Origin of the sequence: Cellulosimicrobium sp. AB352 (assembly GCF_049538415.1) — a bacterium.
GTDB lineage: Bacteria > Actinomycetota > Actinomycetes > Actinomycetales > Cellulomonadaceae > Cellulosimicrobium > Cellulosimicrobium funkei.
Map to the genome: position 1 here is coordinate 13,567 of NZ_JBMVFX010000031.1, position 14,877 is coordinate 28,443.

The 14,877-nt window shown below is 74.3% G+C and carries 14 protein-coding genes; 7 read left to right on the plus strand and 7 right to left on the minus strand.

The genetic code is table 11. The features are described 5' to 3' along the window. The first annotated feature begins 197 nt into the window (after positions 1–197). The 5 genes from ACPCUX_RS17575 to ACPCUX_RS17595 all read left to right on the plus strand — a co-directional run bounded on the left by ACPCUX_RS17575 (position 198) and on the right by ACPCUX_RS17595 (position 5,111). Positions 198–698: a MarR family winged helix-turn-helix transcriptional regulator gene (locus ACPCUX_RS17575; protein ID WP_021482856.1), complete on the plus strand. Its 501-nt coding sequence runs from the start codon at positions 198–200 to the stop codon at positions 696–698. 63 nt (positions 699–761) lie between these two features. Continuing rightward, positions 762–2,081, plus strand: a complete 1,320-nt coding sequence (locus tag ACPCUX_RS17580; RefSeq protein ID WP_423389281.1) for a CynX/NimT family MFS transporter — start codon at positions 762–764, stop codon at positions 2,079–2,081. A gap of 138 nt (positions 2,082–2,219) precedes the next feature. Further along, complete coding sequence (locus tag ACPCUX_RS17585) at positions 2,220–3,167, plus strand: ATP-binding cassette domain-containing protein (RefSeq protein ID WP_423389282.1); 948 nt, start codon at positions 2,220–2,222, stop codon at positions 3,165–3,167. Beyond that, positions 3,164–3,985 carry an ABC transporter permease gene (locus tag ACPCUX_RS17590; RefSeq protein ID WP_423389283.1) on the plus strand — a complete coding sequence of 274 codons (822 nt, stop codon included), beginning with the start codon at positions 3,164–3,166 and terminating at the stop codon, positions 3,983–3,985. The genes ACPCUX_RS17585 and ACPCUX_RS17590 overlap by 4 nt, the downstream gene beginning before the upstream one ends. Before the next feature lie 109 nt (positions 3,986–4,094). Further along, positions 4,095–5,111, plus strand: a complete 1,017-nt coding sequence (locus ACPCUX_RS17595; RefSeq protein WP_423389284.1) for a TetR/AcrR family transcriptional regulator — start codon at positions 4,095–4,097, stop codon at positions 5,109–5,111. A gap of 71 nt (positions 5,112–5,182) precedes the next feature. On the opposite strand, the gene ACPCUX_RS17600 is transcribed toward ACPCUX_RS17595, so the two are convergent. Continuing rightward, positions 5,183–5,785, minus strand: coding sequence for an NADPH-dependent F420 reductase (locus ACPCUX_RS17600; protein ID WP_144723070.1), 603 nt, complete (start codon positions 5,783–5,785; stop codon positions 5,183–5,185). A gap of 119 nt (positions 5,786–5,904) precedes the next feature. Between ACPCUX_RS17600 and ACPCUX_RS17605 the strand changes: the two genes are divergently transcribed. Beyond that, on the plus strand, positions 5,905–6,390 hold the full coding sequence (locus ACPCUX_RS17605; RefSeq protein WP_021483746.1) for a MarR family winged helix-turn-helix transcriptional regulator: 486 nt from the start codon (positions 5,905–5,907) through the stop codon (positions 6,388–6,390). Positions 6,391–6,459: 69 nt separating this feature from the next. On the opposite strand, the gene ACPCUX_RS17610 is transcribed toward ACPCUX_RS17605, so the two are convergent. Continuing rightward, positions 6,460–6,786: a hypothetical protein gene (locus ACPCUX_RS17610; RefSeq protein WP_423389285.1), complete on the minus strand. Its 327-nt coding sequence runs from the start codon at positions 6,784–6,786 to the stop codon at positions 6,460–6,462. Further along, entirely contained in the window at positions 6,783–8,636 is a 1,854-nt protein-coding gene (locus ACPCUX_RS17615) for an ABC-F family ATP-binding cassette domain-containing protein (protein ID WP_137281449.1), read from the minus strand. The genes ACPCUX_RS17610 and ACPCUX_RS17615 overlap by 4 nt, the downstream gene beginning before the upstream one ends. Positions 8,637–8,797: 161 nt before the next feature. Between ACPCUX_RS17615 and ACPCUX_RS17620 the strand changes: the two genes are divergently transcribed. Continuing rightward, positions 8,798–9,973, plus strand: coding sequence for a WXG100 family type VII secretion target (locus ACPCUX_RS17620; protein ID WP_423389286.1), 1,176 nt, complete (start codon positions 8,798–8,800; stop codon positions 9,971–9,973). 13 nt (positions 9,974–9,986) lie between these two features. On the opposite strand, the gene ACPCUX_RS17625 is transcribed toward ACPCUX_RS17620, so the two are convergent. The 4 genes from ACPCUX_RS17625 to ACPCUX_RS17640 are packed head-to-tail and all read right to left on the minus strand — an operon-like array spanning position 9,987 to position 14,873. Next, positions 9,987–10,961, minus strand: a complete 975-nt coding sequence (locus ACPCUX_RS17625) for a carbohydrate ABC transporter permease (RefSeq protein WP_232322724.1) — start codon at positions 10,959–10,961, stop codon at positions 9,987–9,989. Next, on the minus strand, positions 10,951–11,838 hold the full coding sequence (locus tag ACPCUX_RS17630) for a carbohydrate ABC transporter permease (protein ID WP_228485059.1): 888 nt from the start codon (positions 11,836–11,838) through the stop codon (positions 10,951–10,953). Before ACPCUX_RS17630 ends, ACPCUX_RS17625 begins: the two co-directional genes overlap by 11 nt. Positions 11,839–11,840: 2 nt before the next feature. Next, positions 11,841–13,187, minus strand: coding sequence for an ABC transporter substrate-binding protein (locus ACPCUX_RS17635; protein WP_415296846.1), 1,347 nt, complete (start codon positions 13,185–13,187; stop codon positions 11,841–11,843). 54 nt (positions 13,188–13,241) lie between these two features. Further along, entirely contained in the window at positions 13,242–14,873 is a 1,632-nt protein-coding gene (locus ACPCUX_RS17640) for an FAD-dependent oxidoreductase (RefSeq protein ID WP_034650647.1), read from the minus strand. Between the last annotated feature and the right edge of the window lie 4 nt (positions 14,874–14,877).

Sequence of the window (14,877 nt, forward strand, 5' to 3'; positions counted from 1 at the left end):
CACGGCCCACGCGACCACGCCTCTACCTCGGCGGACAGCGGCTCTACCTCGCGGGACCACGGCTCTACCTCGGCGGACAGCGGCTCTACCTCGCGGGGCCAGGGCTCTACCTCGCGGCGACGGGTCTTGCGGCGCGCCCCGGTGACTCCGAGCCGTCAAGAGTCTTGACGTCGAGACACGTCGAGTACCCTCGCGTCATGGACCAGCAGCACGAGGACGAGGTCGACCGCATCGTCGCGGCGTGGCAGCGCGAGCGGCCGGACCTCGACGTCGAGCCGCTCACGGTGTTCTCCCGGGTCGACCGGCTCGCCCGGCACCTGGACCGGGCGCGGCGCACGGCGTTCGCGCGCGGGCACCTGGAGACGTGGGAGTTCGACGTCCTGTCCGCGCTGCGCCGCGCGGGCGAGCCGTACCGCCTCTCCCCCGGGGCGCTCGTCACCCAGACGCTCGTGACGAGCGGGACCATGACGAACCGCATCGACCGGCTCGAGGAGCGCGGGCTCGTCGTGCGCCGCCGCTCGCCCGACGACCGGCGCGGCGTGCTCGTCGAGCTCACGCCCGAGGGCCTGGAGCGCGTGGACACGGCGATGACCGACCTCCTCGCCGTCGAGGCCCGCATCCTCGACGCGCTCGAGCCGGGCGAACGACCTGCGCTCGCGGCGCTCCTGCGTACAGTCGGAGGACAGTTCGACGACTGACCGACGGCCCGGACGACCGGGCGGGCGTCGCCGCACGCGCCCGCACCCGGAGGTCCCCGCCCGATGCCGTCGTCACGGCCGCCCCGCCCGAGCACGTTCCGCGGCGGGATCGACGGGGTCCTGCTCGTCGCCGTGCTGCTCGTGGCCGTCAACCTGCGGGCGCCGCTCACGGCGCTCCCGCCCGTCGTCGCGGACGTCGCGGCCGACCTCGACCTCACCGCCGCCGCGGCGGGCCTGCTCACCGGCATCCCGGTGCTGTGCTTCGCGCTCGCGACGCCCGCCGTCGCGGGCCTGCTCGGGCGGTCGTCGCTGCGGACGGCGATCGCCGTCGCGCTCACGCTGATCGTCGCGGGGACGGTCCTGCGCTCGGCGGACCTCGCGGCGCTCGGCGCGGCCGGGACGTTCGCGGGCACGGTGCTCCTCGGGCTGGGCATCACGACGGCGAACCTCGCGGTGCCGATGATCGCCCAGCGCGACTTCCCCGGCCACGTCGCGACGGTGACGGGCCTGTACACGGCGGCGATCAACGTCGGCACCGTCGCGACGACGGCGCTCACCGCCCCGCTGGCGGACGCCGTCGGGTGGCGCTGGGCGCTCGCGTCGTGGTCGGTGCTCGCGGTCGTCGCGCTCGTGTGGTGGCTGCGCGCGGTGCCGCGCGAGGCGCGCGAGCGACGGAACCTGCCGGCGGAGGCCGCGCCCGACCGGACGACGGCGGAGACGAAGACCGGGGCCGCGGTCGAGGCGGACGCGCTGGCGGCGGCCGCGGCGGAGGGCGTCACGGGCACCGACCCGACGACGGCCCGCGAGCGCCACGTGCTCGCGACGCCGTTCACCTGGTGGCTGTGCGCGATGTTCGCGCTCCAGTCGTCGAGCTTCTACGCGCTCACGGCGTGGCTGCCGCTCGTCCTGGAGGACCTCGCGGGCATCCCGCGCTCCGTGTCGGGCGGTGCGGCGTCGCTGTTCCAGGGCTTCGCGATCGTCGGCGGTCTCGCGGTGCCGCTCGCCGCGCGCCGCCTCAGCCTGCGGCAGACGTTCGTCGGGATCGCGGTGCTGTGGCTGACGCTGCCGGTGGGCCTGCTCGTCGCGCCGGGGCTCTGGGCGGTGTGGGCGTCCGCGGCGGGCGTCGCCCAGGCGGCGAACTTCGTCGTGATCTTCACGCTCGTCGCCCAGCGGTACCCGACGGTCCGGCGCGGCCGGCAGGCGTCGGCGACGGTGCAGTCCGTCGGGTACTGCCTGGCCGCCGTCGCGCCCACCGCGGCCGGGGCCCTGCAGACGGCGACGGGGACGTGGACGGTGCCGGTCGCCGTCGTGCTGGGCGCGCTCGTGGTGATGACCGGGATCGGACTGGTCCTCACCGGCGCTCCCCGTCGTCGCGCGGGCTGAGCGCGCAGCCCCTCCACGTGGAGCACCTCCTCGACCCTTGACCCCCACTCGCGCGGGTGTTTATTGTGTACACACAGTTTATGGCGCACACATACAGTGTGCGCCGCACACGAACGGCCGACGGAGGAGGAGAAGGCGATGACCGGACCGATGATCGCCGCGCAGGGGCTGGAGAAGTCCTACGGCGACCACGCCGTGCTGCGCGGCGTCGACCTGACCGTGCGCCGCGGCGAGATCTTCGCGCTGCTGGGGCCCAACGGCGCGGGCAAGACGACGACCGTCAACATCCTCACGACCCTCGTCCGGCCCGACGGCGGCACGGCCCGCGTCGCAGGCGCCGACGTCGTGCACGACGCCGCCCGGGTGCGCGAGACCATCGCGCTCACGGGCCAGTACGCGTCGGTGGACGAGTTCCAGACGGGCCGCGAGAACCTCGTGATGATGGGCGAGCTCGCGCACCTCCCCCGCCGGGCGGTGCGCCCGCGCGCCGCCGCGCTGCTCGAGCGCTTCGACCTCACCGACGCCGCGGACCGGCGGGTCGGGACCTACTCGGGCGGCATGCGCCGCCGCCTCGACCTCGCGATCAGCCTCGTGGCCGACCCGGCGGTGCTCGTGCTCGACGAGCCGACGACGGGCCTCGACCCGGCGTCGCGCGCGCAGCTCTGGGAGGTCGTGCGGGGCCTCGCCGCCGACGGGACGACCGTCCTGCTGACGACCCAGTACCTCGAGGAGGCCGACCGCCTGGCCGACACGATCGCCGTCCTGCACGACGGCCGCGTCGCGGCGCGGGGGACGGCCGCCGAGCTCAAGGCGCTCGTCGCGGGCGACCACGTGCGCGTGGCGTTCGACGACCCGGAGAGCCTGGCCGCCGCCGTCGGGCTCGCGCCCTCGATCGGGCTGGTCCGCCCGACGGCCGACGCGAAGGACCTCTCCCTCACCGCACCGAGCGCCGACCCCGTCCGCACCATCCGCGACGTGCTCGCGGCCGCCGACGCCCACGCGCTCGCGGTCGTGGGGGTCAGCGTCGTGCGGCCCACGCTCGACGACGTGTTCCTCGCCCTGACCCGGAAGGAGGGCGCCCGATGAGCGCCGCACCCACGACCACCCTGCCCCGGCCGCCCCGCACCGCGCCGCCGCGCGTGCGGCAGACCCCGGCCACCGCGGCGCGCGACGTCCGCACGATGGTCGGCCGCGAGACCCGCCGCCAGCTGCGCAGCGTCGACGGGCTCGTCACGGCCTTCGCGCTGCCGGTGATGATCATGCTCGTCTTCGTCGTCATCTTCGGCGGGGCGATCGGCGGGGACGACTACATCGACTACGTCGTGCCTGGCGTGCTCGTGATGTGCCTGGGGTTCGGCTCCGCGACGGCCGCGGTCGGCGTCGCGCAGGACATGACGTCCGGCACGATCGACCGGTTCAAGACCCTGCCGATCTTCGGGCCGTCCGCGCTGTGGGGGCACGTCGTGGCGAGCGTCGTGCGCAACCTCGCGTCCGCCGTCGTCGTCGTGGGGGTCGCGCTCGCGCTCGGCTTCCGGCCCGACGCCGGGCCCGCCGACTGGGCGGGGCTCGTCGCCTTCGCCGTCCTCGCCGTGCTGACGTTCACGTGGCTGAGCGTGGCGCTCGGCCTCGTGCTGAGCGTCGAGGCGTCGCAGTCCGTAAACTTCCTCTTCCTGTTCGTGCCCTACCTCAGCTCGGGGTTCGTCCCGATCGACACCATGCCGTCGTGGCTGCACGGGTTCGCCGAGAACCAGCCGTTCACGCCGGTCATCGAGACGTTCCGCGGGCTGCTCGCAGGCGCGCCCGACGCGTCGACGGTCCTCACGGCCGTCGCGTGGCTCGGCGGCTTCCTCGTCGCGAGCTGCGCCGCCGGCTCTCTCCTCTACCGCCGACGGACGGCCCGCTGACCCCCTCCGGCCCCTCCCCCCACCCGCCCGCCCCGCGGCCAAGCAGGTGGGAAGGCCTGCTCGGCACGGCTGCGCCCCGGGTCCGGGCGCCGTCGGGGAGGATGAGCCCATGACGGACGCACCCGACCTCCCGCCCCGGCTCGCGCTCGCGTGGGGCGTGGCCGAACGCCCCGAGCGCGCGCCCAAGCGCGAGCTGAGCATCGAGCGGATCGTCGACGCGGCCATCGAGATCGCCGACGCCGACGGGCTCGGGGCCGTGTCCATGGCGAAGGTGGCGCAGAGCCTCGGCTTCACGACGATGTCGCTCTACCGGTACGTCACGAGCAAGGACGACCTGCTGCTCCTCATGCAGGAGGCCGCGCTCGACGTCGAGTACCCGCCCGCGCACGAGCCCGCCGACTGGCGCACCGAGCTGCGCGAGTGGGCGCAGTTCACGATGGCGGTGTTCGCGTCGCACCCGTGGTTCCTCGACATCCCCGTGACCGGCGCGCCGCTCACGCCGAACAACCTGCGCGGCGCGGACGCCGGGCTGCGCGCGCTGCGGTCCACGCCGCTCGACGACGAGGAGAAGATGTCCGTCATCCTCCTCGTCAGCGGGTACGCCCGGAACGCGGCGCGGCTGCAGACCGACCTCGCGCGCGCCGTCGCGGCGGCCGGGGGCGACGAGGCGGTCCAGGGCGGCGCGTGGGCCGACGCGCTGCGCGGGCTCGTGGACGAGGTGCGGTTCCCCTACCTGCGCCCGCTCGTCGAGGCCGGCACGTACGCGGGCGAGGGCGAGATCGACGACACCGCGTGGGGCCTGGAGCGGGTGCTCGACGGGATCGCCGTCTACGTCGACGCGCGGGCCGCCGGGGCGCCCGGCGCGGGCCGCGCGCCCGGGCGGCAGCCCACCACGGTCACGGAACCCGCACCGGCGACGGACCCGCGCGACGCCGTCGCGCCCGTCGAGGTCGCCGTGCACGTCAAGGACGCACGGGTCAAGAAGGCGACGCTCCGGCGGCGCGACGCGGAGCGGCGCGTGCGCGAGGCCCAGAAGAAGGTGCGCGAGCTCGAGAAGGCCCTGCGGGACGCCCAGAAGGCGGAGCACGAGGCGGCCCGCGCGGCCGTCGAGAAGGCGCGCGGCTGAGGCTCCGCGCACGACGGCGGCCGGTCACCCCCGCGGGGTGGCCGGCCGCCGTCGTGCGTGAGCGGGCGGGGTCACTCGGCGAGCGCGAAGCCCGTCGTCCAGGAGGTCTTCTCCCCCGCCGCGAGCGTGAGCTGCAGGAAGCCGAGAGCCTCGAGCTCGTGCGCGCGCTTCAGCGAGCCGGCGTCGACGACGCGGACCCCGGACACGGCGCCCGCGAGGGCGGCCTTCGCGTCGGCGTCGTCGCCCGCGACGAGGACCGTCGTCGGGAGCGGCCCGACCTGGCCGGTGGCGAGCGTCGCCGCGAAGTTCGTGTTGAACGCCTTGAGGACCCGCGCGCCCGGGACGCGCTCCTGGATCTGCGCCGCGGCCGACGAGCCGTCGGGCACGACGAGGGAGTCGAACGTCGCGAAGTCGAGCGGGTTGGTGATGTCGACGAGCACCTTGCCGTCGAGGCGGCCCTCGTAGGCGCCGAGGACGTCGTCGAGCGCCCCGTACGGGAGCGCGAGCACGACGACGTCGCCGGTGATCTCGTCGCCGACGGTGCCCGCCGTGACGCGCGGGTCGACCTCGGTGGCCTCACGGGTCAGGACCTGCACCTGGCTGCCCGCGGCGAGCGCGAGACCGGCGATGGCCGAGCCCATGTTCCCGGCGCCGACGATGGTGATGCTGCTCATGGTGGCTTCCCTTCCTCCGCCGGCCCGACGGTCGGCTATTAGTTGTTGCTACAACTAACACCGTACGCCGCTAAAGTTGTACCGTCAACTATGCGGATCGCCGCACCGGAGGAGGCACGATGACGACGGAACCCCGCTGGCTCGACGACCAGCAGCTCGACGCGTGGAAGCGGCTCGTGGCGGTCGTGGAGCTGCTGCCGGGCGTCCTCGACTCCCAGCTCCGGCGCGACGCCGACCTCAGCCACTTCGAGTACTACGTGCTCGCGATGCTCTCCGAGGCGCCGCGGCGCACGCTGCGCATGACCGACCTCGCGGGCGCCACCAACGCCACGCTCCCCCGGCTCTCCCACGTCGTCGCGCGCCTCGAGAAGCGTGGCCTGGTCGAGCGCGTGCCGTGCCCCGAGGACCGCCGCGCGACGAACGCGCACCTCACCGACGCCGGCTGGGAGAAGGTCGTCGCGACCGCGCCCGGGCACGTCGGGACGGTGCGCGACCACGTGATCGACGCGCTCACCGACGAGCAGGTCGAGCAGCTGGACGCCATCGCGGGCGCCATCCTCGAGCGCGTCGACCCCGACGACCGCATGGGCTTCCTGCGGCGCTGAGCCGCACGCCCGCGCCCGGCTGGGCCCCGGCGACACGCCCCGGGCGTCCGGACCCGGGTCCCCGCGGGGTCAGCGGGTCCGCACGGGCCCCGCGAGGACGAGCCGCTCGCCCGGCGCGAGCGCGCCGAGCGCGACGAGCGGGTCGTCGACCGCGAGCTCGACCCCCCCGGGCAGGGCGGCGAGCACGTCGTCCCACTCCGGGGCGGCGTCGTCCACCTCGACGCTGTGCCCGTTCACGAGGTCGAACGACACGTACCGGGCGGTGCCGCCCGGGGCACCGAGCGCGAACGCGGTGACGCGGCGCACGTCCGCCCACGGCGCGAGGACGCCGCCCTGCCCGTCGTCGACCTCGACGCCGCGCGCGGACACCGCGACGCGCATCCGGTCGGCCGTCACCCGGCGACCTCGGCCGCCTCGAGCCACGCCGCCTCGAGCTCGTCCTTCTCCGCCGCGAGGGTGCGCAGCTCGGCGTCGAGCTCCGCGACCGCCGCGAAGTCGGTCGCGTTCGCCGCGATCTTCTCGTGCAGCCGGACCTCGGCCTCCGCGATCTTGCTCAGGCGCCGCTCGATGCGGTTGATCTCCTTCTTCGCCGCCCGCACCTCGGCCGCGCTCGGGCCCGGGGCTGCCACGGCCGGCCCCGCGTCCGGCGTCCCGTCGGCGCCGCCCGTGGGCGCGAACCCGGTCGACGCCGCGCCCGCGCCCGCGAGCGCCGCGCGCCGCAGCTCGAGGTACTGCTCGACGCCGCCCGGCAGGTCGCGCACCTGGCCGTCGCCGAGCAGCGCGACCTGGCGGTCCGCGACGCGCTCCAGCAGGTAGCGGTCGTGCGAGACGACGATCAGGGTCCCGGGCCAGCCGTCGAGCAGGTCCTCGAGCGCGGCGAGCGTGTCGGTGTCGAGGTCGTTCGTCGGCTCGTCGAGCAGGAGCACGTTGGGCTCGGCGACGAGCAGGCGCAGGAGCTGGAGGCGACGCCGCTCGCCGCCCGAGAGGTCGCGCACGAGCGTCTGCGACCGCTCGCGCGTGAAGCCGAGCCGCTCGACGAGCTGGGACGCGGAGAGCTCCTTGCCGTCGACGACGACCGAGCGCTTCTCGTCCTCGATCACCTGGATCACGCGCGCGCCGGCGATGTCGTCGAGCTCGCCGACGTCCTGCGACAGCTCCGCGACGTGGACGGTCTTGCCGCGCTTGACCCGCCCGGAGTCGGGCTCGCGCCGCCCGGCGAGGAGCGCGAGGAGCGTCGTCTTCCCGGCGCCGTTGACCCCGACGACCCCGTACCGGTCGCCGGGCCCCAGGCGCCACGTGACGTCGTCGAGCAGCACGCGCTCGCCCTGACCGTCCTGGCGCGGCACCGCGACCGTCACGTCCTCGAGGTCGAGCACGTCCTTGCCGAGGCGCTTCGTCGCGGTGCGCGTGAGCTCGAGCGTGTCGCGCGGCGGCGGGACGTCGGCGATGAGCGCGGCGGCGGCGTCGAGCCGGAACTTGGGCTTGGACGTGCGCGCGGGCGCGCCCCGCCGGAGCCACGCGAGCTCCTTGCGCAGCAGGTTGTCGCGCTTCTCCGCCGCGACGGCCGCGGTGCGCTGGCGCTCGGCACGCGCGAGCACGTACGCGGCGTACCCGCCCTCGTAGCCCTCGACCTGGCCCGAGCCGTCGCCCCGCACCTCCCACATGCGCGAGCACACGGCGTCGAGGAACCAGCGGTCGTGCGTGACGACCACGAGGGCGCCCTTCGCGCCCGGGCGGGCGAAGCGGTCGCCGAGGTGCGCGGCGAGCCACGCGACGCCCTCGACGTCGAGGTGGTTCGTGGGCTCGTCGAGGAACAGCACGTCGTGGTCGGCGACGAGGAGGGCCGCGAGCGCGACGCGGCGACGCTGCCCGCCGGACAGCGTGTCCGCCGGGGCGTCGAGGTCGAGGTCGCCCAGCAGCCCCGCGTGGACGGTGCGGACGCTCGCGTCCGACGCCCACGCGTGGGTCGCGGCGTCGCCGTGCACGAGGTCGCGGATCGTCGCGCCGGTGCCGACGTCGTCGCGCTGGTCGAGCAGGCCCACCCGCAGGCCGCCCACGCGGGTGACGCGGCCGCCGTCGGGCTGCTGCGTGCCCGCGAGGAGGCGCAGGAGCGTGGTCTTGCCGGCCCCGTTGGGGCCGACGATGCCGACGCGGTCGCCGTCGTCCAGGCCGAGCGAGACGTCGTCGAGCAGGGTGCGGGTGCCGACGGTCAGCGAGATGCCGTCGGCGCCGAGGAGATGAGCCACACCGTCGAGCGTAGCGACCTCGGCGGCGTCCTCGTGCAGGGCGCCGGGCGCTCAGCCCGACCGCGCGTCTCGGCCCGATGGGGACTCCTCCCCCTTGCGCCGGGCCGCGCCATGACGAAGGGTGACCGTGACAACCGTCCCCCTGCCAGCAGAGGTTCACCATGTCCTTCTACGGTGCCGACATCGCCGCGCTGCGCGGGCTCGCCGACACGTTCCAGGGCGAGTCCGCGAAGCTCGAGGCGACGACCTCGGCGCTGCGCGCCGCCGTCACGTCGACCCCGTGGGCAGGTCCGGACGCCGAGGCGCTGCGGGCACGGTGGCACGGCGAGATGGAGGCGGCGCTGCGAGCGGCGTCGACCCTGCTCGACGACGGCGCGCAGAAGCTCCGCGTGCAGGCCGAGCAACAGGACAGCGCGAGCGCCGTCGACGGCGGCGGGAGCAGTGGCGGCGGTGCTGGCGGCGGCGGCGGTGGCGGCGGGATCCCTGGTCTGCCGGGCGATCGCACCCTGCCCGACCTGCCGCCGATGACCGAGCAGCAGGAGCCGCCGACGATCGTCGCGACGGAGCACGTGACGTACGAGCAGGGCATCGGGGCCGGCCCGGGGGAAGGGAGCGCCGGGTTCGAGTACCGCATCGACGAGCTCTCCGACGGGACGTTCCGGGTCACCCAGCTCGCCGGGGGCAGCCTGGGGGTCGGAGAGGGCACCCCGACCCCCTACGTCGAGGGGCACGTGAACGAGCACGGCGTCAACCTCGGCGCGCAGGCGGGCGCCTCGGGCGGGGCGGTGCTGAACGTCGGGAGCGAGTACACCTTCGCGAGCCAGGAGGAGGTCGACGCCTTCCTCGCTTACCAGCAGCGCCAGACGATGCACTACATGGGGCCGGAGCTCGGGTCGTACGTGCCGCCGAGGCCCGACGCCACGATCGTCGAGGCGGGCGCCTACGCGACCGGGTCCGCCGGGGGTGCGGTCGTCCCGCTCGCCGGAGGCAGGGCCGAGGTCGAGGTCGAGGGCCTGGTCGGCACCCGAGTGGACAACAACACGGGCACCACGACGGTCTACGTCCGCGGCGACGCCGGCGCAGGCATCGAGGGCACGGGGATCGTCCCGGGCAGCACGGACCTCGGCGGGCCCGGCGTGTACGCGATCACGTACGACGCGAGCGGCAACGTCGTGCCCAACCCGCCGAGCTCGCTCATCACGACGCCCCCCGGCGGGACGGTCGTGAAGGAGCAGGGTGCCGGGTTCTCCGCCGGGACGCCGCTGCCCGTGGTCGGCGGCGGGAGCGTCTCGGTCGGAGGGTCGCGCACCCGCACCGAGTACCCCGAGCAGGGCTGATCGGCGGCCTCTCCTACTTCAGTCCCGTGTGCGCCAGGCCCTGGACGAACTGCTTCTGCGCGACGAGGAACACCGCGAGGACCGGCAGCACCGTGAGCGTCGTCGCGGCGAGCTGGACGTTCCACATCGGGCCGCCGTAGGCGTCGACGTACTGCGTGAGCGCCTGCGGGAGCGTGAACCGGTCCTTGCTGGACAGGTACACGATCGGCTCGAGGTACAGGTTCCACGACTTGAGGAACGTGAAGATCGCGACGGCCGAGATCGCCGAGCGCGACAGCGGGAAGGCGATCCGCCAGAAGATCCCCCACCGCCCGAGGCCGTCCATGCGCCCCGCCTCCTCGAGCTCGCCGGGGAGCCCGAGGAAGAACTGGCGCATGATGAACGTCGCGAGGACGCTCGGCGCCCCGAGGATCGGGATGACCACGAGCGGCCAGTGCGTGTCGATGAGCCCGAGCGAGTTGACCATCCGGAACAGCGGGACGATCGTCACCTCCGACGGCACGAGCAGCCCGACGAGCACGAGCAGGAACAGCGCGTTCGCCCCGGGGAACCGAATGCGCGCGAACGCGTACCCGGCCATCGAGGCCACGAGGATCGTCCCGACCGTCACGACCACGGCGATGTAGAGGCTGTTCCAGTACTGCTGCGCGAACGGCTGCAGCCGGAACACCTCGCCGTAGGCCGCGAACGACGGGTCCTGGGGCCAGAGCGTCGGCACGGCCCGCAGGATCTCGCTCATCGGCTTGAGGCTCGACGTCGCCATCCACCACGTCGGGAAGACGAAGGGCACGCTGAGCACCACGAGCAGCGCCACGAGCGCCGCGCGCCCCCAGCGGCGGCGCGTGCGCGCGCTCCCCGTGCGGCGCGCGGGCCGCCCGCCGCGGGTCGCCGCGCCGTCGGCGCCGCCCGTGCCCGACGCCGCGGGCCGGGCCGGGCCGTCGTCCGCGCCCGGGAGCGTGGCCGGGCCGGGCATCACGTCAGACTTCATGGAAGACCCACCTCTTGCGCGTCTGCCACTGCACGAGTGTCAGGACGAGGACGATGACGAACAGCAGGACGGAGATCGCGCTCGCGTAGCCGAAGTCGTTGAACCGGAACGCCTGCTGGTACAGGTAGTAGACGAGCACGGTGGTCGAGTTCCCCGGCCCCCCGCCCGTGAGCACGGCGATCTGCGCGAACACCTCGAGCGAGCCCACGATCGTGAGGATCGAGACCAGCAGGACGGTCGGGCTGATGAGCGGGAGCGTGATGGACCGGAACCGGCGCCACGCGCCCGCGCCGTCGATGCGCGCGGCCTCCTGGATCTCCTCGGGCACCCCCTGCAGGGCCGCGAGGAACAGGATCATGTTGAGGCCCACGTTCTTGAAGACCTGCACGACGATCACCGAGAGCATCGCCGTCGTCTCGCCGCGCAGCCAGTTCGGGCCGTCGACGCCGAGCAGCGACAGGAACCCGTTGATGCCGCCGTCCGCCTGGAGCAGGAAGCTCCACACGATCGTCCACGCCACGAGGGACACGACGACGGGCGAGAAGAAGAACGTGCGGAACGTCGTCGTGCCGGGGAGCCGCTGGTTGAGCAGCACCGCGAGGACGAGCGCGAGGGAGATGTTGAGCACGACGAGCCCGACGGAGAACCACAGGCTCGCGAGGAGCGAGTCCCGCAGCCCGGGGTCGGCGAGCATCCGCTCGTAGTTGTCCCCGCCCGCGAACGTGAACGTGTTCGCGAGGACGTTCCACTCGTGCAGCGAGTACCAGACGACGGCGACCAGCGGCGCGACGACGAACGCGAGCGCGCCGAGCACGGCGGGCGCGACCATGGTGTAGCCCACGGCCGCGTCCCGTCGTGCGAGTGCGGAGGACGCCACGCTCAGTCCCCGAGCAGGGGCTGGATCGCCGCGCACGTGTCGGCGAGGACGCCCTCGACGTCCGCGTCGGCGGTCCACAGCGCGTCGAGCTGGGCGCGCACCGTGTCCTGCAGCTTGGCGAAGTTCTGGTGCGACGGCTTCGTCACGGCGCCCTGGATGCCGTCGACGACGACCGCCTGGAGCTGCTCCTCGCTGAGCTTCGGGTTGGCTGCCCCGAGCGTCTCGGCGGTGAGCAGCGACTCGCGCGGCGGCGGGAAGTACGCGGCGAGCGTCTCGGCGTTCTCCGGGTTGGTGAACCACGCGAGGAAGTCGGCCGCGACGTCGGGGTGCTCCCCGGCCGCGAAGACACCGATGCCGGCCTGGCCGATGACGTTCTGCTGGCCCGCCGGGCCCGCCGGGAGCGGCACGACGTCCCACCCGAACGAGTCGTCGAGCGACGACGCGCGGCTGATCTGCGTGATCGTCATGGCGGAGTCGCCCGCGAAGAAGTCGGCCGTCGTGCCGGGACCGGGCAGCGCCTTGTCGACGAACGTCGCGTCGTGGACCCACGTGAGCGCGTCGACCATCTCGGGGTCGGTGAACGTGCACTGCGTGCCGTCCTCGCTCCACGGCGCCGCGTCCCAGCCGTCCCAGATCGTCGACAGGTTCTCCCAGACCTTGTAGTCGAAGTCGCGCACCACGAGGCCCTGCTTGCCCGACGTCGCGGCGGCCGCCGCCGCGATCTCGCGGACCTGGTCGTAGGTCCAGTCGCCCGACGCGACGAGGTCGGCCGGGTTCGGCTGGCCCGCCGCGGCGACCTGGTCGGTGTTGACGAACAGCGCGAACGGCGAGTTGGAGAACGGGTAGGCGTAGAGGCCGCCGTCCTTCTCCCACAGCGCGAGCGACGAGTCGAGCAGGTCGTCGTACGCGTACCCCTCGGTCTCCTGCAGCTTCGGGCCGACGTCGACGAGCGCGCCGCTCGCCACGAACTCGGGCGCGTAGCTCTCGAGGATCCACGCGAGGTCCGGCGCGTTGCCGCCCGCGAGCTGCGTCGTGAGGGACGTCGTGTAGTCCTCGAACGGGATGGTCTCGAACGTCACGCCGGACACGAGGTCGGGGTTCTCCGCGACGTACGCGTCGGCGATCTCCTGGAACTGCGAGAGCTGCGTCTCGTCGGCCGTCCAGACCGTCATGCGCAGCTCGACCGGCTCGCTCGGGGTGCTCGGCTCGCCCGCGACGTCGTCGCCGCCGCCGGAGCACGCGGTGAGGACGAGGGCGAGCGCGACGCCGCCGGCGGCCAGGGGTGCGCCGACGAGGCGGCGTCGGCGCGGGGCGGGGCGAGGGGCCGACCGTGGGGTGAGGGGGTGCATCAGTTCTCCTTCGGACTGAGGGTGGGCGGGGGTGCCGGGCGCGGGGAGCCCGGGTCAGTAGGGGTGGGCCTCGGCGGGCCAGCGCAGCTCGACGCCCGCCCGGACGAGCTCGTCCTGGTAGTCGGCGAGGAGGTCGGCCTTCGACTGGACGGCGTGCGGCGTGCGCCCGGTCGCGAGGCAGTGGGCCGCGAGGTGGCCGGCGGCCTCGCCGACGTTCCACTCGACGGGGTGCAGGCGGTAGCACCCGTTCGTGATGTGCGTCGTGCCGATGTTCTTGTTGGCGGCGAGCAGGTTGGTCACGCGCTGCGGCAGCAGCGCGCCGAGCGGGATCTCGAACGGCGTCGACGCGACGTCGATGTACGTGTCGCCGCCCGTCGAGGGGTGCAGGTCGATCCGGTACATGCCGACGCCGACCGAGTCGTCGTAGCGCGTCGCGCCGCGGTCGCCGCGCACGGCGTACGAGACATCGTTCTCCGTCACCGTCGTCACGGCGCGCAGGCGGCGGGACTCGCGGTGGTAGGCCGCCTGGGCGAGGCCGTCGGCCGAGCCCATGACGTCGGGCCGCAGGCGCAGGCCCGGGAAGCCGGTCCCGCCGTCGGCGCGCGGCGCCTCGGTCTGCATCCAGTAGAGCATCGAGAGGCTGAGCTGCCGGGCGTCGGCGATCCGGGCCTCCTCCACGTCGCGCGGCACGTCGAGCACGGGCTCGAGGAAGTAGTCGATGCTCGGCCAGTTCACGAGGCACAGGTCGCTCGCGTAGTGGCCCGGCGCGAAGAGGTCGCGGGCCGCGATACGCCGGAACGTCCAGAGGTTCCCGTCGCCGGGGTTCTTCGACTGGTCGGCGTCGACGGCGCGCGGGTCGTCGCCCGGGTTCGGGGTGAACGACCGCACGTCCATCGCGAGCGTGCGCGGGTTGGGCGCCTCCCACGACAGCATCCGGCGCCCGTTCCACGGGCCGGGGGTGTACGTGCTCCAGAAGTCGTAGCGCTCGGGGCGGTCGATCGTGTGGTCGCCGTCCACGTGCTCGACGGCGAAGCACACGCTGAGGGCCTGCACGTTGTCGGGCTGCGCCTCGTCCGGCGCGCTCGGCTCCCCGGTCTCGCGGTTCGACTCGAACCCGGTGACGTACTCGGTGCCCGTCAGCGGCAGGAGCTCGCCCGTCTCGGTCGCGTCGACGACGAACGCCGCGTGCACCGTCACGGCCGCGCCCGCGGCGTCGGCGGTGACCGGGGTGAGCGTCACGGAGGTGACGCGGTCGCCGTCGGTGGTGGCCGCCGTCGGGCGCACGCGCTCGAGCAGGCGGATGCGGCCCGCGGACCGCCACGGGGCGAGCATCTCCTCGAGCACGCCCACCGCGACGCGCGGCTCGTGGCACAGCTTGGAGACCCAGCCCGCGCCGGGGTTGAGGGCGTCCCACGTGCGCGCGGCGTCCGTGAGCGGGTAGGAGCGGCGGTAGACGTCGCGGATGCCGTCGCGCAGCGCGCGGTAGCGCGCGGTCACGCCGAACCGCTCGACCCACGGGCTCTCGTCCGGCGGTACCGCCTGGGACGTGAGCTGGCCGCCGATCCACGGGTGCTCCTCGGTGAGGACGACGCGGGCGCCGCGCTCCGCCGCCGCGAGCGCGGCGGCCACGCCGCCGAGCCCGCCGCCGACGACGAGGACGTCTGCCTGGAGGTCTGCATGGGTCACGCTG

Coding starts and splice junctions, on each gene's coding strand:
- ACPCUX_RS17575 (WP_021482856.1), top strand. CDS start 198: ATGGACCAGCAGCACGAGGACGAGGTCGACCGCATCGTCGCGGCGTGG.
- ACPCUX_RS17580 (WP_423389281.1), top strand. CDS start 762: ATGCCGTCGTCACGGCCGCCCCGCCCGAGCACGTTCCGCGGCGGGATC.
- ACPCUX_RS17585 (WP_423389282.1), top strand. CDS start 2,220: ATGACCGGACCGATGATCGCCGCGCAGGGGCTGGAGAAGTCCTACGGC.
- ACPCUX_RS17590 (WP_423389283.1), top strand. CDS start 3,164: ATGAGCGCCGCACCCACGACCACCCTGCCCCGGCCGCCCCGCACCGCG.
- ACPCUX_RS17595 (WP_423389284.1), top strand. CDS start 4,095: ATGACGGACGCACCCGACCTCCCGCCCCGGCTCGCGCTCGCGTGGGGC.
- ACPCUX_RS17600 (WP_144723070.1), bottom strand. CDS start 5,785: ATGAGCAGCATCACCATCGTCGGCGCCGGGAACATGGGCTCGGCCATC.
- ACPCUX_RS17605 (WP_021483746.1), top strand. CDS start 5,905: ATGACGACGGAACCCCGCTGGCTCGACGACCAGCAGCTCGACGCGTGG.
- ACPCUX_RS17620 (WP_423389286.1), top strand. CDS start 8,798: ATGTCCTTCTACGGTGCCGACATCGCCGCGCTGCGCGGGCTCGCCGAC.
- ACPCUX_RS17625 (WP_232322724.1), bottom strand. CDS start 10,961: ATGAAGTCTGACGTGATGCCCGGCCCGGCCACGCTCCCGGGCGCGGAC.
- ACPCUX_RS17635 (WP_415296846.1), bottom strand. CDS start 13,187: ATGCACCCCCTCACCCCACGGTCGGCCCCTCGCCCCGCCCCGCGCCGA.